The sequence below is a fragment of the Streptomyces sp. MST-110588 genome, assembly GCF_022695595.1.
GTDB lineage: Bacteria > Actinomycetota > Actinomycetes > Streptomycetales > Streptomycetaceae > Streptomyces.
This window is the reverse complement of sequence record NZ_CP074380.1, coordinates 4,968,045-4,990,155: the sequence shown is the minus strand read 5'-3', so window position 1 is coordinate 4,990,155 and position 22,111 is coordinate 4,968,045. Positions and strand designations below refer to the sequence as shown.

The window sequence follows — 22,111 nt, the reverse complement described above, 5'->3', positions numbered from 1 at the left end:
CCGGCGGCCGGTTCGGCGGCGGCCGATCGGGCTGTCCGGTCAGCCGCTCAACCGGTCAGTCGCTCAACCGCCCAACCGGCCAACCGGCCAACCGCTCAGTCCAGCAGCAGGGACAGATCCTGACGCGCCCCCGGCACCACGACCGTCCCCCGGTCGTCCGGCAGCGTCTGGATCGTGAAGGCCGGCAGGCCGCCCTGCGGCAGGGTCAGCGTGCGCGAGGCGTACACCGGCCCGCCGCCTGCCGCCGGCTCGACCGTCAGCGCGTACGACCCCCGCAGCCCCGGAGGAACCGGCGGTTCGACGGCGAGGGTGCTGCCGCCCCGGACCGTGTACGTCTTGCTGACCGGCTCGCCGCCCCCGCTCCCCGCCGACGCCGTGACCTTGACCTTCGCGTCCTTGCCCTTCTCCGGCGCGGTGAGCGAGAGCGTGCCGCCCTTGGCACGGTTGTCGGCGACGGTGGCCCGCGCGCCGACCGGCCGGGTCGCCGGGAGGAACGCCATCTCCTGTTTGCCGCCCGTGCCCCGGGTCACCCGCAGCGCCGCCGCCACGGGGGCCTTGGAGCCGTTGGCCGGAGTCAGCACCAGCGAGCCCGCTTCACCCTTGGTGACGCCGCCCAGCTCCACCGACGCGGTCATCCCGCTCTTGACGCGCAGGGACTCCAGCCCCGCCGGGGTGATCAGACCGCTGGGGGTGGCGAGTTGCACCTTGAGGTCGGCGTCGGCATCACCGGGCGCCACCGCCACCAGGTGGACGGAGGTGGCGTCGGCCGGGATGCCGGGCAGCACCGCGACCGGGCCGGGGTCGGCGGCGGCCGGCAGCCAGTCGCCGCCCAGCTTGGCGTCGGCGGCCTGTACGGAGGCGCCGACCCGGCCCTCGCGCGCGGCGACGTGCAGGGCCGCGTCGGGCGTCGGCGCGGCAGTCAGGGTGGAGAGCAGTACGGGCAGGGTGGAGTGCGGCGGCACGGTGATGCCCTCGCCGGAGGCCGACGCCAAGGACCCGCTCTTGCCGCGCAGTTCGAGGTCGACGACGGCGGGCGTGGCGTCGGGGTTGGTGAGGTGGACGTAGTCCTGCCGGCCCTTCTCGGTGCTCACGCCCGGGAACCAGAAGCTGGTGTCGGGTGCCGTACAGGTCAGGCCCTGGAGACCACGGCCGCCGCCCGCGGCGATGGCCGTGGTCTGCTGCACGCTCCAGCCGGGCGCGAGCGTGCCCTCGGCGGTGCCCACGAGCGCGGGCGCGTCCGCCCGGTCGGTCGTCGCGGTGACCGGCTTCCCGGCCTGCGCCAGCGGCGCGACGGGCTTGGCGTCCCCCTGCCCGGCCGCGGCCGTACCGCTCTCCCGCCCGGGCTTCTTCCCCTTGCTGTCCTCGTTCCCTTGGCTGTCCTTGCCGGTCTTCCCGGCGTCCGCTCTGCCGTCCTTCGCGGTCGGGGCCGGTGTCAGGACCGCCGTACCACGGTGCCCGTCCGCCTTCGCGACCGTGCCTGTGCCTGTGCCTGCACCCGTACCCGTACCCGTGCCCTTGGGTGTGAAGGAGGTGTACGTCGTCTCGCCGACCTCGGAGGAACTGGGCGCGGGGCACAGCAGCGCGGACCGCTCGACGGGCCGCCGGGAGGCGCTCTGCGGGGAGGCGGGCGCCGCGGCGCCGTCCGGGCCGGTGACGACGGCGATGCCGGTGACGGCGGCGAGCGCCACGGTCGCGCCGATCAGGGAAATGGTGGTGCGGTTCACTGGTGGTCGCTCCCGTCGCGACGGGGCTCGGGGTAGGAGCCGTCGAACATCGTGCCGTCGCCGTAGCGCTGGGCCGGCGGCTGTACCGGTTGCTGTGTCCGGCCCTGCGCCTGGTCCGGTACCTGCGCCTGCTCCTGTGGCTGCGCGTACTGATACGCGTCGTACGGGGCGGATTCATACGAATACACCTGGTACGGATCGGCCTGGTAGGAAACCTCTTGGTACGCACCCGCCTGGTATCGGTCCGCCTGGTACGGGTCCGCCGGTGCCTGCTGCTGCCCGTACACCCCGCTCGCGTACGGGTCTTCTTGTGCGTACGCCTGCTGCGGCTGCCACTCCTCGTACCTCTGGTGCGGGTGCTGCGGCTCCCGCGCCTGCCCGTGGTCCTTCGGCCCGTGGTTCTCCTGCCCGGCCTGCCCGGCCTGCCCGGGCTGCGCCGACTGCTGCGGCACGTACGGAACGGCCGCCGGCTCCTCGCCCGTACGCGCTCCCGCAGCACCCGCTGCCACGACATCCGCGGCCGGCCCCGCGCCGGGACCCTCCGCCTGTGCCGCCGCGCGGAGCCTGCGCGCCCGGCGGCCCTCCCCCGCGACCGGTCGCACGGACACCGCGGCCGGGCCCTCCTCGGGCAGGTCGTCGTCGACCTCCCGGCGGCGGCCCGGCAGCGCGAGCACCACCAGGACGACGGCGAGCAGGCCCTGGGCCCACAGCCAGGCGGTACGGCCGAGCGGGTCCTCGTGGGTGAGGTCCAGCCGGCCGCCGTTCGCCGGGAGTTCGAAGCCCTGTGCCCAGCCGTCCAGCGTCACCGCCTTGAGCGGTTTGCCGTCCAAGGTGGCCTGCCAGCCCGGGTCGGCCGCGTCCGCGATGCGCAGCACCCGGCCGTCGGGCCCGTCGGGCAGCTTGGTGTGCGCCTCGACCGGCTCCGCCGCGACCGGCACCGCCTCCTGCGGGCGCGCACCGTCCTTCCCCGCGCCGCCCGTCGCCGTACCGCCCGTCGCCGTACCGCCCGTGCCCGTCCCCGCGCCGGAGACGATCGACACCCGCGAGACCCGCTGGTCCAGGCGCCACAGCGCGCTGCCGTCCTCCTGGCTGAGCCGGGTCAGGCCCGGCGTCCTGTCCAGCACCCGGCCGATCTCGCGCGGCGCTCCGGGCCGCAGCAGGACGTAGCGCACCGCGTAGCCGCCGAGCCGGCTGGTCTGGTCCGCGCCGGAGCCCGCCACGAGGTTGCCGACGACGCCGCCGAGCCGCTGGTCCTCGCCCGCCTCGGCGGCGAGGTCCGCGTCGCCCAGGCTCGCCCCGGAGCCGCGTACGAGGGTGTAGGAGACCCGGTCGGCCGTGCCGTCCAGGACCAGGGTGCGGGCCCGGTCGGAGGTCGCGGACTCCTCCGCCACGAACGCCGGTACCTGTACGGGGTCGCGCCGCTCCAGCGGCCCGGCCGCGCCGGTGATCATCCAGCTCACGGCCGCGTACAGGGGAGCGAGTACGGCGCTGAGCGCGATGAGCACCGCGACCGGCTGCTTCCAGCCGAAGCCCAGCGCCGTCATGCGGGTACGGATGCCCTCCGCGCCGACCGCGGCGGCGCACAGCAGCGCCAGCCCGTAGACGAGGACGGCGGGCCCGGCCCAGTGGGAGCCGTTGGTCCACACCGCGAACAGCAGGCCGGTCAGCGCCGCGCCCCAGGCCGTACGGATGGCGAGCTGCCGCCCGTCGCGCAGCGTGGCGGCGAGTGCGGCCAGCACGATGCCCAGCAGCAGGACGCCGCCCGCCGCCTTCGGCCCGCCCGGGCTCAGTCCCAGCAGGTCCAGCGCGCTCGCCCGGCCGGCGCCGTCCTCCAGTCCGGCTTCCTGGAGGAGGCGGGCGGGGTGGGCCAGCAGCGACAGGGACCAGGGGGCGAGGACGACGAGGGGGGTGAGGACCACGGCGAGCAGACGCAGCCCGTGGGCGAGCAGCCCGCCCCCGAGTCCGCCACCGCCACCGGCACCCGCACCGGCACCGGACCCGCCGCCCGGTCCGCCGCGCCCGCCCTTGCGACCGCCCACGCCCCCGCGCCCGCCCAGCAGCCGTACCGCCATCAGCCCGGCCCCGAGCACCACCGCCAGCGGCCACACCACCGGCGTGAAGGCGGTGGTGAGGGTCAGCAGCAGCGCGTACGCCCATACGGCCCGCCAGCCCGGCCGCGCCCCGGGCTCCAGCCGCAGCCCGCTCGCCGCGACCGCGGCCCGGGCCGTCAGCGGCAGCAGGACGGCCAGGACGGCGGTGCCCACGCGACCGCCCGCCAGCGCGCCGGTGACGGCGGGCAGGAACGCGTACACCACGCTTCCCCAGGCCCGCAGGAGGCGGGAGGTGACCAGCGGCCGGGAGGCGAAGTAGGCGCTCAGGCCGGCCAGCGGCACCGAGCAGACCAGCAGGACGGTCAAGGCGGCGCCGGTGCTGCCGAGGAAGAGGTTCGCCACCAGGGCGAGGACCGCCAGGTAGGGCGGCGCGTCGGCGACGCCGCCGACGCCGACCGGGTGCCAGCCATCGAGGTAGGAGGACCACAGGCCGGAGGCGCCGGCGGGCGCGGGCAGCAGCGCCCCGCCCGCCAGTGCGCCCGTACCGACCAGACCGCGGCAGGCGATGAGGGAGACCAGCAGCAGGACGGCGAAGAGCACCGGCGCGGGGCGGCGGGCGATCCGCTTGAGCCGCGCGAACTGCTCGACCTCCAGGAAGTCGGCGTCCTCGCCGCCGGGTCCGGACTCCACGGCGCCGTGCCGCCCGGCCGGGGCGGTCTCGGCCGTGGAGCGTGCGCCGAAGTTGCTCGCGAACTGTTCGACGGTGGCCCGTACGGTCGCGCCGGGCGGCGGGAAGAGAGGCCGCAGCTCGCTCGCCGGTACCGCGGGCCGGCCCCGTACGCGCCGGGCGGCCAGGATCTTCCCCGGGCGCAGCAGCGTCCCGATGAGGCCGGCGAGTTCGTCGACGGCCTGTCCGGGCGCCTTGCCGACCAGGTAGGCCAGCACCCGCAGCAGCGTGCCCAGAACGATCCGCAGCAGGACGTAGGGCAGCAGGGCCCCGCGCGTATTGGCGAGCAGGGTGTAGACGGCGCCCGCCTTGTCCACGCGGTGCGGGCCGGCGCCGCGCGAGGTGAAGCGTTTGGCGCCGGCGCCCTGGCCGGGCGCCGGGCGGGTCGCCGAGCGGCCCACGCAGTCGATGGGGCGGCGCTCGCGGGCGGACGCCTCGGCGTGCCGGAGCACCGCGTCCGGGGCGACGAGCACCTGGTGTCCGGCGGCCTGGGCGCGCCAGCACAGGTCGACGTCGTCCCGCATCAGGGGCAGCCGCCGGTCGAAGCCGCCCAACTGCTCGTACACGTCGCGGCGGATGAGCATGCCGGCGGTCGAGACGGACAGGACCGGCCGGACCTGGTCGTGCTGGCCCTGGTCCTGCTCGCGCCGGTCCAGGCCCGTCCAGCGGCGCCCGCTGCGGGCGATGCTGACGCCCGCTTCCAGGAGCTGCCGACGGTCGTACCAGCTCCGCAGTTTGGGACCCAGGACGGCGGTTGCGGGGCTGGCGTCGGCGACCCGCAGCAGCTCGGCGAGGGCGTCGGGTTCGGGCGCGCAGTCGTCGTGCAGCAGCCACAGCCACTGGACGGGTTCGCCGTGCGGGAGTTCCGGCATGTCGAACGCCTCGTCGCGCCAGGTGCGGCTGACGGGGTCCCAGCCGCTGGGGCGCTGGAGGTAGGGCAGGTCCTGCGGCGTCAGGACGGGGGCCGTGCGGACCGCTTCGTCGACGGCGGTGCCGAAACCGGAGCGGCGGGCCAGGTGCAGCACGCGTTCGTCGCCGAGGGCCTCTCTCAGCAGTTGGGCGGAGTCGTCCGCGCTGCCGGTGTCGGCGGCGACGATGCTCTGTACGGGGCGTTCCTGGCCGAGCAGTCCGGCCAGCGCGTCGGGCAGCCAGCGGGCACTGTCGTGGGAGACGAGCACGGCGGTGACGACGTGCCGCGGGAATTCGGGGGTGGCTGCGTGGGGGTCGGTCTGCGCGGCCGACTGACTGTGCACGGACATCGAGGTACGGGCCCTCCCCGGGGTCTGGGGGTCCTCCCCCGGCATAGCGCTGCGCTGCTGACTGCGGTGGACGCGCGCGCCCTGTGGGGGCGTTGGTGCGTCTCCGGACGGGGCCCCACACTAATGGCTCACGGCGACACGCCGGACGGCTCGTACGCGACCCGCACGCTTTGTATGCGACGGCGGGCATACGGCGGCCGGGGGCGGCGCGCACCGTTCGGGACGCCGGAGGAAGCAGGTCCGCAGGAAGCGGGACGGATACGCCTGGCAGGGCGCGGCGGCCGGGTGCCGGGGCGGCCGGGTGGGCGAGCGCGCGCCGGGCCGGAGGAAGTGGACGTACGGGCACGCCGTACGGATGTCCGTACGGATCTGCCGTACGCGCCCGTCGAATCACGCGGGCCCGGTCGGACGGGCCCCGGAACGGTGCGGCCGGAAACGGCCGGCTCCCGGTTCGGACCGGTTCAGATCCGTTCGGACCGGTTCCGGTCGGACGGGGTACCGGATCAGCCGGATTCCGTTCGGATGGTTCCGGGTCGGACGGACCCTCTCAGACGGCAGCCTTCTTCAGCCGGCGCCGCTCGCGCTCGGACAGGCCGCCCCAGATGCCGAAGCGTTCGTCGTTGGCGAGGGCGTACTCCAGGCATTCGGACCGGACCTCGCACGCGAGGCAGACCTTCTTGGCCTCGCGGGTGGAGCCACCCTTCTCCGGGAAGAAGGATTCGGGGTCGGTCTGGGCGCACAGTGCGCGCTCCTGCCAGCCGAGCTCCTCGTCCGCCTCCTCGACCAGCAATTCCTGGAACAGCTCGGTCATGTGCGCCCCTCGTCTGTCTTTACGTCCCCGTGATGCAGCCGTTATCGATGGCGGCTGAACGACACGAGTGAAATTACAAGTGTGCCGATCCGGGCCAGTCAAGCTGAGATCTGCTATTGAGCCCCTTATTCACTCTGCGGAACCAAGCGTATGCAGAAAGTGTTCAAATCACCTAAAAATAGGACAGAACCTCAGCGGTACCTCCCGCCACGTCCTTCACACAGTCAAGGACGCGACGGACGGCGTCACCGTTGCACTTCACCCACCGAAGCGGGCTTGATCACATTCCGGTCACAAGAACGCAACGGCGTTTGACGGTGCGGTCGCTGGCGGACTTCTCCCCGCTCCCGACTGCACAAACCTTTCTCTGCGCCGGGTAACTGGATGAGGTGAAACATTTCCACCAAACCGGTCATCCGGTTGACATCGCGCCGGGGACCCGGTCTCCTTGACCCCATGCCAGCGATGCCCGCGCTCCGACTGACCCGTGCCTACGGGTCGCTCTGCGCTGCCCAGGCCCGCTGTCGCTGTTCGAGCTGTTGAAGCCACCGAGCTCCAGCCCTCTTCCCCTGCTTCTGCTCCATCCGCGGCATCCCGCCACCGTGCCGTGGCGCGTCTGCCCCGTGACACCCGTGTCATTCCCGTAGCTCCAGCATTTGCGCCGAGGAACTCCACGCACATGAACAGCGACGTCCAGATCGCCGGCGACCCGCTCGCCGTCCCCCACCTGCTGCCGCCCGTCCCCGCCCACCCGTCCACCGTCGCCGGCTTCGCGGGGCTGGCCCGTGAAGTAGCCGCCGACCGCGCCGCCTGGGCCCCGCTCGTCCGGTACGACGCCACCACCCGCTGGTACCACCGCCTGCGCACCGGTCCCGGTTACGAGGTCTGGCTGCTGAGCTGGCTGCCGGGCCAGGGCAGCGGACTGCACGACCACGGACCGTCCTTCGGCGTGTTCACCGTTCTGGAGGGCGAGTTGACGGAGCGTACGCAGACGGTGGCCGGGGGAGCGGAACGCAGGCGACAGGTGCGGACCCAGACGGTGCGCGGCCTGCGGCCCGGGACACAGCACGTCTTCGCGCCCGGGTACGTCCACGAGGTCGTCAACGACGCGCTCGTACCCGCCGTCAGCCTGCACGTCTACTTCCCCGGCCTGACCGAGATGCCCATGCACCACTGCGCCGGCGTGCGCGACGGCGCGCTCCCCGCGCACGCGCCCGCCGTCCGCCAACCCACCGGCCCCTGAGGACAGGCGCCTTCCACGAACCGGCGCCTTCCACGAACCGGCGCCCGACGCCCCGTCACCTCCGCGAGCACTCGGCGAGCACTCCGTGAACCCCCGCGCCCCCTCAGTACTCCACCGGCCCTCCCCCGGCCACCACCCCTCAACGATCCGGCCCGCGACTGACACACTGCTGTCCATGCGCATTGTGGTTCTGGCCGGCGGTATCGGCGGCGCCCGCTTCCTGCGGGGTCTGAAAGCAGCGGCTCCGGACACGGACATCACCGTCATCGGCAACACCGGTGACGACATCCACCTGTTCGGACTGAAGGTCTGTCCCGACCTCGACACCGTGATGTACACGCTCGGCGGCGGCATCAACGAGGAGCAGGGCTGGGGCCGTACGGAGGAGTCCTTCCACGTCAAGGAGGAACTGGCGGCCTACGGCGTGGGCCCGGACTGGTTCGGGCTCGGCGACCGCGACTTCGCCACCCACATCGTCCGTACGCAGATGCTCGGCGCCGGCTACCCGCTGAGCGCGGTGACCGAGGCGCTGTGCGCGCGGTGGAAGCCCGGGGTGCGGCTGCTGCCGATGTCGGACGACCGCGTGGAGACCCATGTCGCCGTCACGCTGCCCTCCCAGGACACGGCCGGAGGTACGGACGGTGAGGCCGACGGCGCCGGCGAGCGCAAGGCGATCCACTTCCAGGAGTACTGGGTACGGCTGCGGGCCTCGGTCCCGGCGCACGCGATCGTGCCGGTCGGCGCCGACCAGGCCAAGCCGGCGCCGGGCGTGCTGGAGGCGATCGGCGAGGCGGACGTGATCCTCTTCCCGCCGTCCAACCCGGTGGTGAGCATCGGCACGATCCTGGCGGTGCCGGGCATCCGGGAGGCCATCGCGGACGCCGGGGTGCCGGTGGTCGGTCTGTCGCCGATCGTCGGGGACGCGCCGGTGCGCGGCATGGCGGACAAGGTGCTGGCGGCGGTGGGCGTCGAGGCGACCGCGGCGGCCGTCGCCCAGCACTACGGTTCCGGGCTGCTGGACGGCTGGCTGGTGGACACCGTGGACGCGGACACGGTCGCCCGGGTCGAGGCCGCGGGCATCCGCTGCCGGGCCGTACCGCTGATGATGACGGACGTTCAGGCCGCCGCCGCGATGGCCCGCGAGGCCCTGGCGCTCGCCGAGGAGGTCCGCGCGTGACCGTGCCGTCCTACCGGGTCTGGGCGCTGCCCGGCATGCCTCAGGTGCAGGCCGGTGACGACCTCGCCAAGCTGATCGCCGCGGCTGCCACGGCGGAGGGGCTGCCGGGGCTCGCCGACGGCGACATCCTGCTGGTGACCTCCAAGATCGTCAGCAAGGCGGAGGGCCGGATGCTGGAGGCCGTCGACCGCGAGGCGGCCATCGACCAGGAGACCGTACGGGTCGTGGCGCGGCGCGGGACGCTGCGGATCGTGGAGAACCGGCTCGGCCTGGTCATGGCCGCGGCCGGGGTCGACGCCTCCAACACACCCGCCGGGACCGTGCTGCTGCTGCCGGAGGACCCGGACGCCTCGGCGCGGGCCATCAGGGAGGAACTGCGCACGGCGCTCGGCGTGAACGTGGGCGTCGTGGTCAGCGACACCGCCGGGCGGCCGTGGCGCGCCGGGCTGACGGACATGGCGATCGGCGCGGCCGGCGTCCGGGTGCTGGAGGACCTGCGGGGCGGCCAGGACGCGTACGGCAATCCGCTGAGCGCGACGGTGGTGGCGGTGGCCGACGAGCTGGCCGCCGCCGGTGACCTGGTCAAGGGCAAGGCGGACGGGCTGCCGGTCGCGGTGGTGCGCGGCCTGTCCCACGTGGTGACCGCCGGCCCTGCGGAAGACGGCCGAAGCGGGCCGGACGACCGGCCCGGACAGGACGTCCGGTCCGAGCAGGAGGCCCCCGGCGCGCGGGCGATGGTGCGGGGCGCCGCGGACGACATGTTCCGCCTGGGCACCTCCGAGGCCGTACGGGAGGCGGTGACGCTGCGCCGTACGGTGCGGGAGTTCACCGACGATCCGGTGGACGGCGGCGCGGTGCGGCGGGCGGTCGCCGCGGCGCTCACCGCCCCGGCCCCGCACCACACGACGCCCTGGCGGTTCGTGCTGCTGGAGTCCCCCGAGACCCGGCTGCGGCTGCTGGACGCCATGCGCGACGCCTGGATCGCCGATCTGCGCGGGGACGGCTTCGGCGAGGAGTCCATCGCCAAGCGGGTGCGGCGCGGTGACGTGCTGCGCAAGGCGCCGTACCTGGTGGTGCCCTGCCTGGTCATGGACGGCTCGCACACCTATCCGGACGAGCGGCGCAACGCGGCCGAGCGGGAGATGTTCGTCGTCGCCAACGGCGCGGGCATCCAGAACTTCCTGGTCGCGCTCGCCGGGGAGCGGCTGGGCTCGGCGTGGATCTCCTCGACGATGTTCTGCCGGGACGTCGTACGGGAGGTCCTGGAGCTGCCCGGCACCTGGGACCCGATGGGCGCGGTGGCCGTGGGGCGGCCGGCCCAGGCGCCGCCGGCCCGGCCGGCCCGGGACGCCGACGGCTTCGTCCTCGTCCGCTGACCGCCACGCCGTACGCCGTGATACGGGGTCACGGGTGACGGATTCCGCCCGGCCGGCAACCGGGCGCAGTCCTCACAGCCGGGCGATGTCCCCCACGGGGAAGCGGGGCGCGCGCCGTGGCGGTGTGCGCCCCGACAGCAGGATCAGCCGGGCCGCGCGGTGCCGCTGGCCCTCGTACGGGGCCAGGAGTTCGAGCATCTCCTCGTCGGTCGTGCCCCGGCGCCCGGTGAGCGCGTAGCCGATGATCTTCGGGAGGTGGAGGTCGCCGACCGTGATCGCGTCCGGGGCGCCGTTGGCGCGCTGAAGGGTCTCCGCCGCCGTCCAGGGGCCGATGCCGGGGACGGCCTGGAGGCGCCGGCTCGCCTCGGGCAGGTCCATGGCCGCGGCCTCTTCGAGGCGGCGGGCCACCCGGGCGGCCCGTACGACGGTGTCCGAGCGCTTGGCGTCCACGCCCGCCCGGTGCCACTCCCAGGAGGGGATCATCGCCCAGCCGGCGGGGTCGGGCATCACCCGCATCCGCTCCCTGGGGCCGGGCGCGGGCTCGCCGTGCCGCTGGAGGAGCAGCCGCCAGGCGCGGTACGCCTCGTCACTGGTGACCTTCTGCTCCAGGACCGAGGGGATCAGCGACTCCAGCACCAGTCCGGTACGGGCCAGCCGGACGCCCGGGTGGCGGCGCCGGGCCTCGTGGACGACGCGGTGGCGGGGGACGAAGGCCGACGGGTCGTCGGCGGCGCCCAGCAGGGCCGGCAGCCCGTCCAGCAGCCATGCGGCGCCGGGCCCCCATGCCTCGGCCTCGATCAGTCCCTCGCCCCGCAGGGCCCGGACGCACAGGGTGCCCGGTCCCTGGGGTGTACGGCTGGCGCGCCACAGGACGCCCCGGTCCACCGCGAAGGCCGGGTCGCCGGGTCCGCGGCCCAGGACGCACAGGGTGCGTTCGAGGTCGCAGGGGCCGGGCGGGGCCCAGGTGCGGGTGGTGGCGGGCATCCGGACAGGGTAGGCGATGCCACCGGCAACCGGCCGGAGCTGCCTTCCCGCGGCCGGCCGGGGGCGGCTCCCCACGACCGGCCGGTAGGCCCTACTGGTCGGAGGAGAAGCGCACCGCGCCCGCCGGGATCTGTGCGCCGCACCACACCCGCACACCGTCCCGCAGCTCGTTGTCGGCGCCGATGACCGCGCCGTCCCCGATCACCGCGCCCTCCAGGACCGTGCGGGCCCCGATGCGCGCCCCCGCGCCGACCAGGGAGTCCTGCACATGGGCGCCCGCCTCGACGACCGCCCCGTCCAGGACCGTACTGCCCTCGACGCGCGCGCCGGAGCCGATCACCGCGCCCGCGCCGACCGCCGTACCGCCCGAGAGCTTGGCGTCCGGCGCGACATCGGCTCCGTCCATGACCAGGCGGTCGCCGCAGCGGCCGGGTACGGCCGGGGACGGGGCGCGGCCCAGGACCAGGTCGGCGGAGCCGCGTACGAAGGCGTGCGGGGTGCCCAGGTCCAGCCAGTAGGTGGAGTCGACCATGCCCTGGAGGTGGGCGCCGTCGGCCAGCAGCCCGGGGAAGGTCTCCCGCTCCACGGAGACCGGGCGGCCGGCCGGGATGGTGTCGATCACCGAACGGTTGAAGACGTACGCGCCGGCGTTGATCTGGTCGGTGACGATCTCCTCGGGTGTCTGGGGCTTTTCCAGGAAGGCGGTGACCCGGCCGGACGGGTCGGTGGGGACCAGGCCGAAGGCGCGCGGGTCCGCCACCCGGGTCAGGTGCAGGGAGACGTCGGCGCCGGTGGTGCGGTGGGTGTCCACCAATGCCTCGATGTCCAGGCCGGTGAGGATGTCCCCGTTGAAGATCAGCACCGGGTCGCCGGGAGCGGACCGCAGCCGGGAGGCGACGTTGCGGATGGCGCCGCCGGTGCCCAGCGGCTCCTCCTCGGTGACGTACTCCAGGTGCAGCCCCAGCGCCGACCCGTCGCCGAAGTACGGCTCGAAGACCTCGGCCAGGTAGGAGGTGGCAAGCACGATGTGCTCGACGCCGGCGGCGCGGGCGCGGGCCAACTGGTGCGTGAGGAAGGGCACGCCGGCCGCCGGGACCATGGGCTTGGGCGTGTGCACCGTCAGCGGGCGCAGTCTGGTGCCCTTGCCGCCGACCAGGAGGATCGCTTCAGTCACCTTGTCTACTCTGCTTCCTGCTGGGGTCGGCCGGATCGGCGGACCAGTGTAGGCAGATCGTGGCGAACGGACTCTCAGCGGCCCTGGTAGCGGGCCGCGGTGCTGCGTACGGTGCCGAGCTTGTTGTACAGGCGGCGCCCGGGGCAGTCGGTGGCGTAGGCGTCCCGGTGGCCCGAGATGACGCGCATCTTGACCTTGGCGCCCTTCTTGTACCGGGTGCCGCCGTCGGAGACCAGCCGGGTGGCGCCCCGCGGATCGACGTTGGACAGGCCGAGCTTCCACGCGGTCAGCCGGGCCAGGGCGTTGAGGGCGGCCTTCGGCGGACTCGTGCGGGTGTACGTACCGAGAACAGCGATGCCCATGCTGTTGGCGTTGAAACCGAGAGTGTGCGCACCCAGCACGGGCTTGGCAACGCCGCCCGCCCGGCCTTCGTAGACGGTGCCGCATTTGTCCACGAGGAAGTTGTAGCCCAGGTCGCGCCAGCCACTGCTCTTGACGTGGTAGCGGTAGATACTGCGGATGACCGAAGGGGACTGGGAGCACCGGTAGTTGCTGCCGGTGGCACTGTGGTGGATGAAGGCGGCCCGGATGTTGCCGGTGTAGACGTAGCCCTTCTCGCGCAGGGACTCATCGGCGCCCCAGCCTGCCCGGGAGACGATCCGCGGCGGCCGGACGCCGGTCTGCTCCTGGGGCCTGCCCGGGTCGCCGTCCCCGGTGGACGAGCTGCCCGTAGGGGGCCCGTCGTCCCGTGGGCCGTCGTCCCTTGGGCCGTGCGATGACTGAGGGAGCCCCAGGATGCCGCTGATGTCCGACAGCGCCTCGGCCCCGGTCTTCGCCACGTGGTCGAACAGCCACGACCCGTGCGTATGTGCGGGGGCCGGCGTCCCGGCCGGCCCCTGGTCGGCCGGCCGTCCCAAGGTCCGTTCGGAGGTCCGTCCGGCGCGCGGGTCCGGCGCCGGTGCGGGCGGCGGGGCGCCACCCGGGTCCACGAGTTCCAGGCGCAGCCCGTCCGGGAGCGCGGCGCGGGCTCGGGCGCGCCCGCCGGACCGCGCGGAACCGGCCCGGTCCGGTGATCCGGCCTCCGGCGAGCCGGCCTGCGGTGATCCGCCTTGCGGTGATTCAGCCCGCAGTGATTCAGCCCGCGGTGATCCGGCCTCCGGTGAGACACGTACCTGTACGGCGTCGGACGCGCCGACCCACAGGGGCGCGGTGCTGCCCCGTACCGCGCTGCCCCGCCCTTCGGCGCTGTCCGGGTCGGGAGCGTCCTCGTCGTGCGTCTGGAGGTCCTGCCAGTGGGACCAGACAGCGGTGTCCGAGGCCCGCGTACGGACCTGGACGCGACCGCGCAGATCGGCGCCGGGATCGTCCCAGACGACTCCCACCAGCGAGAACGGCTCGGTGTTCCGGGCGGACAGGCCCCGGGTGCCGGGCACTGCGCCGCGGACGCCGGGCCCCAGGGGGACCAGCGGCAGGGACCGGGTGCTGCCCGGGAGTCCGGCCGGTGCGGCGGGCGCGGCGGGCAGGGCGGACACGACGGGCAGGGCAGAGGCGGCGGGCCGGGCGGGTGCGGTGACCCCGGGAGCCGGCGCACCGGCGTCCCCGGCGGCGTCCGCCCCGGCCGGGAGGGCGAGCGGGAGAACGAGGGCGGCGGTGCACGCGACGCCGAGCGAGGAAGCGAAAAAGGCACGCATAATGCAAATCGTGGACATATAGCTCGGCGCCTGCCAACCGACGCCTGACGGCGTGTCGGGCGCGGCGGCGCTCGGCGCACCTCCGCCCGACCGGTTGGCGGCAGGGCCGCGCGCGTACTCTGACAGTGATGAACGCCACCGATCGCACCCCCGCCGACCTGCTGCGTTCCGCGCTCGCCGCGGACCCGGCCCGCCCGCTCGTGACCTTCTACGACGATGCCACCGGTGAACGCGTGGAACTGTCCGTGGCCACTTTCGCCAATTGGGTGGCGAAGACCGCCAACTACCTCCAGGGAGACCTCGCGGCCGGCCCCGGCGACCGCCTCGCCCTGCTGCTGCCCGCCCACTGGCAGACCGCGGTGTGGCTGCTGGCGTGCTCCTCGGTGGGCGTGGTCGCGCAGATCGGCGGCCCGAGCGCACCCGCCGACGTCGTCGTCAGCGGCCCGGACACGCTGGAGGAGGCCCGCGCCTGCACGGGCGAGCGGGTGGCGCTGGCACTGCGCCCGCTGGGCGGCCGGTTCCCGCAGCCGCCGCAGGGCTTCGCGGACTACGCGGTGGAGGTGCCGAGCCAGGGCGACCGCTTCGCGCCGTACGCGCCCGTGGACCCGGACGAGCCCGCGCTGGCCGTCGAGGGCCGGGAACTGACGGGGAGCCAGGTGGTGGAGCAGGCCCGCGCGGACGCCGCCCGGCTCGGGCTCACCCAGGGCTCGCGGCTGCTGTCCGGCCTGCCGTACGACACGTGGGAGGGGCTCTCGGCCGGGCTGCTGGCGCCGCTGGCCGCCGGCGGGTCGGTGGTGCTCTGCCGCCACCTCGGGCAACTGGACGCGGCCGGGCTGACCAAGCGTCAGGAGAGCGAGCGGGTCACCCACACCGCGGTGTGAAGCGGCGCCGCTGCGGCTCCTGCGCCCGTACGAAGACGCCGCGCTGACGGACTGACATGCGCGGACACCGGCACGGCGGCGCCCCCCTCCGCCGCCCTCCCGCGCCCCGGCGCCCTCCCCCGTCCGGCGCAGGGTCCGCCCGGCGAAGCCGTCCCCCACAGATCCCGCGGTCATGATCTGGGAGAACACACAACCAAGCGCGGCATTCGCACGTCTGCCTGTTCGACCGGAGGCCCCCGTGCGGGCGCGACACCGACTCCGCGAGGGATGGACGCATACGTGACCGAGAGCCCCAAGGCCCCTTCCGACGCCGACACCGACGCTCAGGAACCCGCCGCCGTACCCCGGCGCAAGCGACGATGGCTGCGCTGGACCGCGCTGGGTGCCTCCGTCGTGATCCTGGCCGGTGCGGGAGCGGGCTGGCTCGTCTACAACAAGCTCGACGGCAACATCCGTACCGATGCCGCCACGGAGAACGAGCTGGAGCGGTACGAGGCGCAGCGGCCCCCCGCCGAGCCCACCGACGCACAGAACATCCTGCTCATCGGCTCGGACAACCGGGGCGGCGGCAAGGGCAACGACCAGTACGGCCAGGACAGCGGCACCCAGCGCTCGGACACCACGATCCTGCTGCACCTGGCGGCGGACCGGAAGAGCGCCACCGCCGTCAGCATCCCGCGTGACCTGATGGTGGAGGTGCCGGCCTGCAAGCGGACGGACGGGCAGCGGGTCCGGCCGCAGCACGTCCAGTTCAACTGGTCCTTCGAGTTCGCGGGGGCCGCCTGCACGATCCGTACGGTCGAGAAGATGACCGGGATCCGCATCGACCACCACATGATCGTGGACTTCGTCGGGTTCAAGAGGATGGTGGACGCGGTGGACGGCGTCGAGGTGTGCCTGACCAAGCCCGTCAACGACAAGGCCGCCCACCTGGTGCTGCCGGCCGGCCGCCAGACGCTGCACGGCGAGGACGCGCTCGGCTACGTACGCGCCCGCAAGAGCCTGGGCAACGGCAGCGACACGCAGCGGATAGAGCGGCAGCAGCAGTTCCTGGGCCAGTTGGTGAAGAAGATCCGCAGCAACGGCGTGCTGCTCAACCCGGGACGGCTCTTCCCGGTGCTGGACGCGGCGACCAGTTCGCTCACCACGGACCCGGGCCTGGCGTCACTGAAGGACCTGTACGAGCTCGTACGGGGCATGCGCGACATCCCGGCCGACAAGGTGCAGTTCCTGACCGTGCCGCGGCAGGCGTACCGCTACGACGCCAACCGTGACGAGCTGGTGCAGCCGGCCGCCGGCCGGCTCTTCGAGCAGTTGCGCAAGGACCGTCCGGTGGTGGTCCGGCCGGCCCCCACGGACGGCTCCCGCGACCCGGACAACACCGCGGACTACGATGATCCGGCCCAGGACGGGAAGAAGCAGGACGACAATGGGCAGGACGGAAAGAACCGGGACGCGAAGCAGCAGGACGGGAAGAATCGCCACGTAACGGGTTCTCCCGAACCCTCCCCGTCGGCCCCGACGTTCCGGGGAACCACCGCAGAACGCGGAATCTGCGAATAAAAGCCTCGTAAAGGTACGCTCATCGACTCGAAAGGTTGGGGTGGATTGCCCAGTTGTAGGGGAGTGGAATTTGTCACGGGCGTCGCCCGGCGCTGAACTGGGCGGATAGTGTGAGCGATCCGGTCCGCACGACCACGCTGACCGCGCATTGCACAATCGACCGACCGAGCGCCTTGAGGGGGAGGCGCCGCGTGGCACCGACGGAGGACTCAAGGCACCGTGGATGCGCAAGGCCGTGGGCGAGGGGACGAGATCGATCCCGCCGATCAGTGGGTGTTCAACCCGGACACCGGCAATTACGAGCTGCGGCTGGACCCCGCCGGTCATCCGGCGCCCCAGCCGGCCCGGCCGTCCCAGCCGGCCCCGCCCCGGTCCCCGTCCTCGGGCCGTACGGGACCCCCGTCCCCCGGCGCGGGGGACGCGCCGGGCAGCGGCCGGGCACCCGCCCGGGAGCCGGTCCAGGACACCGACACCCGTGAGCTGCCGGTCCAGCGCAACCGCCGGGCCGCGCGCCGCCCGTCGGCCCCTGGCGGCCCGGCCGACGCCGCCCGCGGCTCCGGCGACGGCCCGCCGCGCGGCCCCACCAGCCGCCGCAAGCCCAAGCCGAAGAAGTCCGGCAAGAAGAAGGCGCTCTACTGGACCGCCGGCACGCTCGGCTTTGTGCTCGTCGTGGGCTGCGGCGGGCTGTACTTCGTCTACCAGCACCTCAACGGCAACATCTCCAAGGTGGACGTCGGCGAGGAGAACGACGCGGTCACCGACGGCCCGGTCAACATCCTGATCATCGGTACGGACGCCCGGAAGGGCAAGGGAAACCAGGGGTACGGGGACGCCGGCAGCGTCGGCCACGCCGACACCACGATCCTGATGCACGTCTCCCGGGACCGCACCAACGCCACCGCCCTGAGCATCCCCCGCGACATGATCACCGACATCCCGGACTGCCCGACCAAGCAGGCGGACGGCTCCACCAAGACCATCCCGGGCCGTCAGGGCGTCCGCTTCAACACCAGCCTGGGCCAGGACAACCGCGACCCCGGCTGCACCTGGCGCACCGTGGAGAAGCTGACCGGCCTGGAGATCAACCACTTCATGATGGCCGACTTCAACGCGGTCAAGGAGCTGTCGGAGGCGGTGGACGGCGTCGAGGTGTGTGCGGCCAAGGACATCGACGACCCCAAGTCGCACCTGAAGCTCAAGCGGGGCAAGCACATCGTCAAGGGCGAGCAGGCACTGGCGTTCGTACGGACCCGGCACGCCGTCGGCACCGGCAGCGACCTGAGCCGTATCGAGCTCCAGCAGCAGTTCCTCAGCTCGATGGTGCGCAAGATGAAGTCCGACGACACCCTCACCGACCTCGGCAAGCTGTGGAAGCTGAGCAACGCCGCGACCAAGGCGCTGACCGTCGACACCGGTATCGGCAGCGCGAAGAAGCTGATGGACCTGGCCAAGGACCTCAGCCGGGTCGACATCAAGAAGATCACCTTCGCCACCGTGCCCGTGCTGGACAACCCCAAGGACAAGGCGACCGTCATCCTGAACCAGGCCAAGGCCGAGCCGCTGTTCCGGATGATCAAGGCCGACCACTCCCTGGCCAAGGGCAAGGGCAAGAAGGCCAAGGGGAAGGGCGGCAAGGACGGCAAGGCGGTGCCGAAGGCGCCCGCGGACAAGGTACGGGTCGACGTCAGCAACGGAGGCGGGCCGATCGGCGCCGCCCAGTTGACCGTGGACTGGCTGCAGAACGGCAAGGCCGCGAAGCTGTCCACCAACGCCGGCAACGCCACCGTCAAGCTCGCCGCGACCCGCCTGGAGTACGCCGCCAACCAGGCCGATCAGGCCGCCACGCTGGCCGAATGGATGGGCCTGCCCAAGAGCGCGCTGAAGCAGACCGCCGGTGCCGCCGGGCCCCGGGTGCCGATGAAGCTCGTCCTCGGCAAGGACTTCAAGGCGCCGGGCGTACCGATCGCGGCGCCGACCGAGACCCCGAGCGGGGTGCAGCACGTCAATGCCGACGACAAGAACATCTGTGCCAAGTAGAGCGGCGGCAAGCCGGACGAACGGCACCGGCAGACCAACCCCAGTAGACCGAGCAAGTACAGCAAGTAGAGCAAGAGCATCTGTGCCCAGCAAAACAAGCACGTCCCGAACCACCGTACCGAGCGCGAGCCGGCCGCCCTGCGAGGCCGCCGAGTACACCACCGACTGACGGGGAGAGCCCAATGCGGCAGAGCAGTGTGCGTGGTGACAGACCACGTCGACGTCGGCCCCAGGCCCAGGATCTGGGCTGGGACGACAGCCTTTACGACAAGGGCGGCGCCTCCGGAGGCCCCGGCGCCCCGGGCGCTCCCGGAGCTCCCGGTGCTTCGGGCGCTTCGGGCGCTTCGGGGGCCGCTGACGACTGGTTCGGCACGAAAGCGCAGGCAGACACAGGTACGGGCGCGGGCACAGGTACGGGCACGGGCCCGGACGCGGATGCGGGCGGCGGGCCGTCCGACGGCGGCGACGGCGGGTCCTCGGGCAGAGGCGCCCGGCGGCGTTCCCGTCAGCGCCCGCCCCGCAAGGGCCGCCGCGCCCTGAAGTGGGGCGCCATCACGCTCGCCGTCGTCATAGTCGGGACGGCCGGCGCCGGATACCTCTACTACGAGCACCTCAACAGCAACCTCCGCAAGGAGGACCTGGACCTCGGCGACGGCGGGCTGAAGAAGCCGGAGCCCAACGCCTTCGGACAGACCCCGATGAACATCCTGCTGCTCGGCTCGGACGGGCGGAACAGCGCGAAGAACATCGAGCTGGGCGGCGCCCGCCAGGACGCGGACCGCAAGCCGCTCGCCGACGTACAGATGCTGCTGCACGTCTCGGCCGACCGCAGCAACATGTCGGTCATCTCGGTCCCGCGCGACACCCGCGTACCGATCCCCAAGTGCACCGACCCCAAGGACGGCAAGGTCTACCCGCAGACCACCGGGCCCATCAACGAGTCGCTCCAGCACGGCGGCCCCGGCTGCACGGTCGCCACCTGGAAGGAGCTCACCGGCATCTACATCGACCACTTCATGATGGTCGACTTCTCCGGTGTGGTGGACATGGCCGACGCGGTCGGCGGCGTCCCCGTATGCGTCGACAGGAACATCTACTCGCGCGACCGCAAGGGCCACGGCAGCGGACTGAAGCTCACCAAGGGCACCCACTCGGTCAAGGGCGTCCAGGCCCTCCAGTGGCTGCGCACCCGCTACGGCTTCGAGGACAACACCGACATAGGCCGGGCCAAGGCCCAGCACATGTACATGAACTCGATGGTCCGTGAGCTCAAGGCCGGCACCAAGCTCACCAACCCCGGCCAGTTGCAGGACCTGGCCGAGGCCGCGACCAAGGCCCTGACCGTGGACAAGGACCTGGGCACCGTGAAGAAGCTCTACGACCTGGCGAGCGACCTCCAGCGGGTGCCGACCAAGCGGATCACGATGGTCACGATGCCGTGGGTGTACGGGCCGGGCGAGCGGTACGTGCTCCCCAAGCCCGGCGACGCGGAGCAGACCTTCTCCCTCCTGCGCAACGACACCGCGCTGGACGGCAAGGACCGCAAGAAGAAACCCGCCGCCGACCCGAAGCCCACGACCCCCAAGGACAAGCTGGACGTCATCGTCCAGAACGGCACCAACAGCACGGTCCAGGGCCCGGTCAAGGGCCGCGCGAGCGCGGTCCAGCAGCAGCTCGTGTCCCTCGGCTTCTCGGCCGCGAGCACCGACCGCAAGCTGACCACCCAGGCCGACACCACCATCACCTACCCGGACAAGAAGCAGCGCGGCGACGCCCTGGCCCTGGCCAAGGAACTCGGCCTGCCCAAGGACGCGGTCAAGGAATCCTCCTCGGCCGGCCACATCCGCCTGGTCGTCGGCAACGACTGGCGCACCGGCACGGCCTATTCCAGGCCCGCGCCCAAGAAGCCCGAGAACAAGGCCCCGGCCAGCGCCGATGCCCTCAACGGCGAGGACAAGAAGGCGTGCATGAAGGTGAACCCGGCCTACACCTTCTAGCGCGCGGGCGCCCGTCCTGCGGTGCCCAATCGTTTCTGCCCGGGACCGGCGGGCCTGCCGAAGACGGCGGGTCCGCCGGTCCCGGGCGTTCGGCGGGGCCGGCCACGTACGGCCTGTCGCGTACGGCCTGTCGCCTGTGCCCTGCTGCGCAGACGTGCCGCGTACGGCCCGCTACCCGCGCCCGGCCCGGCTCACTCGGCCCGCGTGCCCGGGGCCCGCACCGCCGGGCGGCGGCTGGCGATGACCTTGCGGGCCAGGGAGCGGGGGCTGGTCAGGAAGCCCCAGCCCCAGGACATGTGCATGGTGGCGAGGGCGACCGGGATCTGGGCGCGGGACTTCAGCGGGAGTCCCTTGCCCGCCGGGACCGAGCCCGCCACTATCGCGGCCAGGTAGGCCGCCGGGACGGCGAAGCCCCAGCGGTTCACGGTCGCGCCGATGGCCGTGCCCGCCGCGATGGCGCACAGCGCGGTCGGCGGCGCGAGGTAGCGGGCGTTGATCGAGCCGGAGTGGTAGCGGGCGACGACATGCCGCCAGCGCCCGTAGTCCTTGTACTGCTTGGCGAGCGCGCGCACGCTGGGCCGCGGCCGGTACTGCACCTTCAGCTCGGGCGAGAACCAGATCAGTCCGCCGGCCTCACGGATGCGGAAGTTCAGCTCCCAGTCCTGGGCGCGGATGAACTCCTCGTTGTAACCGCCCTGTTGTTCCAGCGCCTCGCGCCGGAAGACGCCGAGGTAGACGGTGTCGGCCTCGCCCGCCGCTCCACCGGTGTGGAAGGCCGCGTTGCCCACGCCGATCCGGGAGGTCATGGCCGCCGCGACGGCCTCCTCCCAGGCGTTCTCACCCTCGGCGTGCATGATGCCGCCGACGTTCTGCGCGCCGGTCTCCTCCAGGAGGCGTACGGCGGTGGCGATGTAGTTCAGTGAGAGCATGCCGTGGCCGTCGACCCGGACCACGATGGGGTGCCGGGACGCCTTGATGGCCGCGTTGAGCGCGGCGGGCGTACGGCCGGTGGGGTTCGGCACGGTGAACACCCGTGCCCGTTCGTTCGAGGCGGTCTCCGCGACGAGTTCGGCGGCGATCTCGTCCGTGCGGTCCGTGGAGGGGCCGAGGGCGATCACCACCTCCATCTCGCCGGCGTACTCCTGCTCAAGGATGTGCCGTACCGAGTCGCGCAGATGACGTTCCTCATTGAGCACCGGCATGATCACGGAGACGGCCGGGGGCTTCTGCTGGGGCATGGTTCCTCGGGGGTTCTGGGGGCACCCCGCCATGAGCGGGGGAAAGGCGTCCCCGGAAGGCTGCGATATCGCCGGTCACGTTACCGCGTACGGGGGACGGCGGCCGACGGCAGCCGGGTGGCCCTGGGGCCGCCGCCCGGCGTGTGGCGCTTTACAGCCGATCGTATGGGCCTACGGT

14 protein-coding genes are annotated in these 22,111 nt (G+C 73.1%); 7 read left to right on the top strand and 7 right to left on the bottom strand.

Annotated elements, in window-relative coordinates; genetic code table 11:
• Positions 1-95: 95 nt before the first annotated feature.
• The 3 genes from KGS77_RS21915 to KGS77_RS21905 all read right to left on the bottom strand — a co-directional run bounded on the left by KGS77_RS21915 (position 96) and on the right by KGS77_RS21905 (position 6,572).
• Positions 96-1,724 carry a DUF5719 family protein gene (locus tag KGS77_RS21915; protein ID WP_242584501.1) on the bottom strand — a complete coding sequence of 543 codons (1,629 nt, stop codon included), beginning with the start codon at positions 1,722-1,724 and terminating at the stop codon, positions 96-98.
• On the bottom strand, positions 1,721-5,761 hold the full coding sequence (locus KGS77_RS21910; protein WP_242584499.1) for a glycosyltransferase family 2 protein: 4,041 nt from the start codon (positions 5,759-5,761) through the stop codon (positions 1,721-1,723). The genes KGS77_RS21915 and KGS77_RS21910 overlap by 4 nt, the downstream gene beginning before the upstream one ends.
• Positions 5,762-6,308: 547 nt before the next feature.
• Positions 6,309-6,572, bottom strand: a complete 264-nt coding sequence (locus KGS77_RS21905) for a WhiB family transcriptional regulator (RefSeq protein ID WP_003983763.1) — start codon at positions 6,570-6,572, stop codon at positions 6,309-6,311.
• A gap of 679 nt (positions 6,573-7,251) precedes the next feature.
• Between KGS77_RS21905 and KGS77_RS21900 the strand changes: the two genes are divergently transcribed.
• The 3 genes from KGS77_RS21900 (at position 7,252) to KGS77_RS21890 (ending at position 10,368) form a co-directional block, all read left to right on the top strand.
• A complete protein-coding gene (locus tag KGS77_RS21900) occupies positions 7,252-7,815 on the top strand; it encodes a cysteine dioxygenase family protein (RefSeq protein WP_242584497.1) in 564 nt (187 codons plus the stop codon).
• A gap of 175 nt (positions 7,816-7,990) precedes the next feature.
• Positions 7,991-8,992, top strand: coding sequence for a 2-phospho-L-lactate transferase (gene cofD / locus KGS77_RS21895; RefSeq protein WP_242584495.1), 1,002 nt, complete (start codon positions 7,991-7,993; stop codon positions 8,990-8,992).
• Positions 8,989-10,368: a coenzyme F420-0:L-glutamate ligase gene (locus KGS77_RS21890; protein WP_277994254.1), complete on the top strand. Its 1,380-nt coding sequence runs from the start codon at positions 8,989-8,991 to the stop codon at positions 10,366-10,368. The genes cofD and KGS77_RS21890 overlap by 4 nt, the downstream gene beginning before the upstream one ends.
• Positions 10,369-10,440: 72 nt before the next feature.
• Here KGS77_RS21890 and KGS77_RS21885 read toward each other — a convergent pair whose 3' ends face one another.
• The 3 genes from KGS77_RS21885 to KGS77_RS21875 form a co-directional block, all read right to left on the bottom strand.
• A complete protein-coding gene (locus tag KGS77_RS21885) occupies positions 10,441-11,352 on the bottom strand; it encodes a DNA-3-methyladenine glycosylase 2 family protein (protein ID WP_242584492.1) in 912 nt (303 codons plus the stop codon).
• Between the two features lie 91 nt (positions 11,353-11,443).
• Positions 11,444-12,526 carry an NDP-sugar synthase gene (locus KGS77_RS21880; RefSeq protein ID WP_242584490.1) on the bottom strand — a complete coding sequence of 361 codons (1,083 nt, stop codon included), beginning with the start codon at positions 12,524-12,526 and terminating at the stop codon, positions 11,444-11,446.
• A 74-nt stretch (positions 12,527-12,600) separates the two neighbouring features.
• Positions 12,601-14,217 (bottom strand): peptidoglycan recognition protein, encoded by a 1,617-nt coding sequence (locus tag KGS77_RS21875; protein ID WP_242584488.1) that lies wholly within the window; start codon positions 14,215-14,217, stop codon positions 12,601-12,603.
• Between the two features lie 128 nt (positions 14,218-14,345).
• On the opposite strand from KGS77_RS21875, the gene KGS77_RS21870 reads away from it, so the two are divergent.
• The 4 genes from KGS77_RS21870 to KGS77_RS21855 all read left to right on the top strand — a co-directional run bounded on the left by KGS77_RS21870 (position 14,346) and on the right by KGS77_RS21855 (position 20,695).
• A complete protein-coding gene (locus KGS77_RS21870; protein ID WP_242584483.1) occupies positions 14,346-15,098 on the top strand; it encodes a TIGR03089 family protein in 753 nt (250 codons plus the stop codon).
• A gap of 267 nt (positions 15,099-15,365) precedes the next feature.
• Positions 15,366-16,661, top strand: a complete 1,296-nt coding sequence (locus tag KGS77_RS21865; RefSeq protein ID WP_242584481.1) for an LCP family protein — start codon at positions 15,366-15,368, stop codon at positions 16,659-16,661.
• Positions 16,662-16,880: 219 nt separating this feature from the next.
• A complete protein-coding gene (locus KGS77_RS21860; RefSeq protein WP_242584479.1) occupies positions 16,881-18,698 on the top strand; it encodes an LCP family protein in 1,818 nt (605 codons plus the stop codon).
• A 182-nt stretch (positions 18,699-18,880) separates the two neighbouring features.
• Entirely contained in the window at positions 18,881-20,695 is a 1,815-nt protein-coding gene (locus KGS77_RS21855) for an LCP family protein (protein ID WP_242584477.1), read from the top strand.
• A 191-nt stretch (positions 20,696-20,886) separates the two neighbouring features.
• Here the strand turns inward: KGS77_RS21855 and KGS77_RS21850 are convergent, their stop codons facing one another.
• Positions 20,887-21,933 carry a glycosyltransferase family 2 protein gene (locus KGS77_RS21850; protein ID WP_242584475.1) on the bottom strand — a complete coding sequence of 349 codons (1,047 nt, stop codon included), beginning with the start codon at positions 21,931-21,933 and terminating at the stop codon, positions 20,887-20,889.
• Positions 21,934-22,111: the final 178 nt, after the last annotated feature.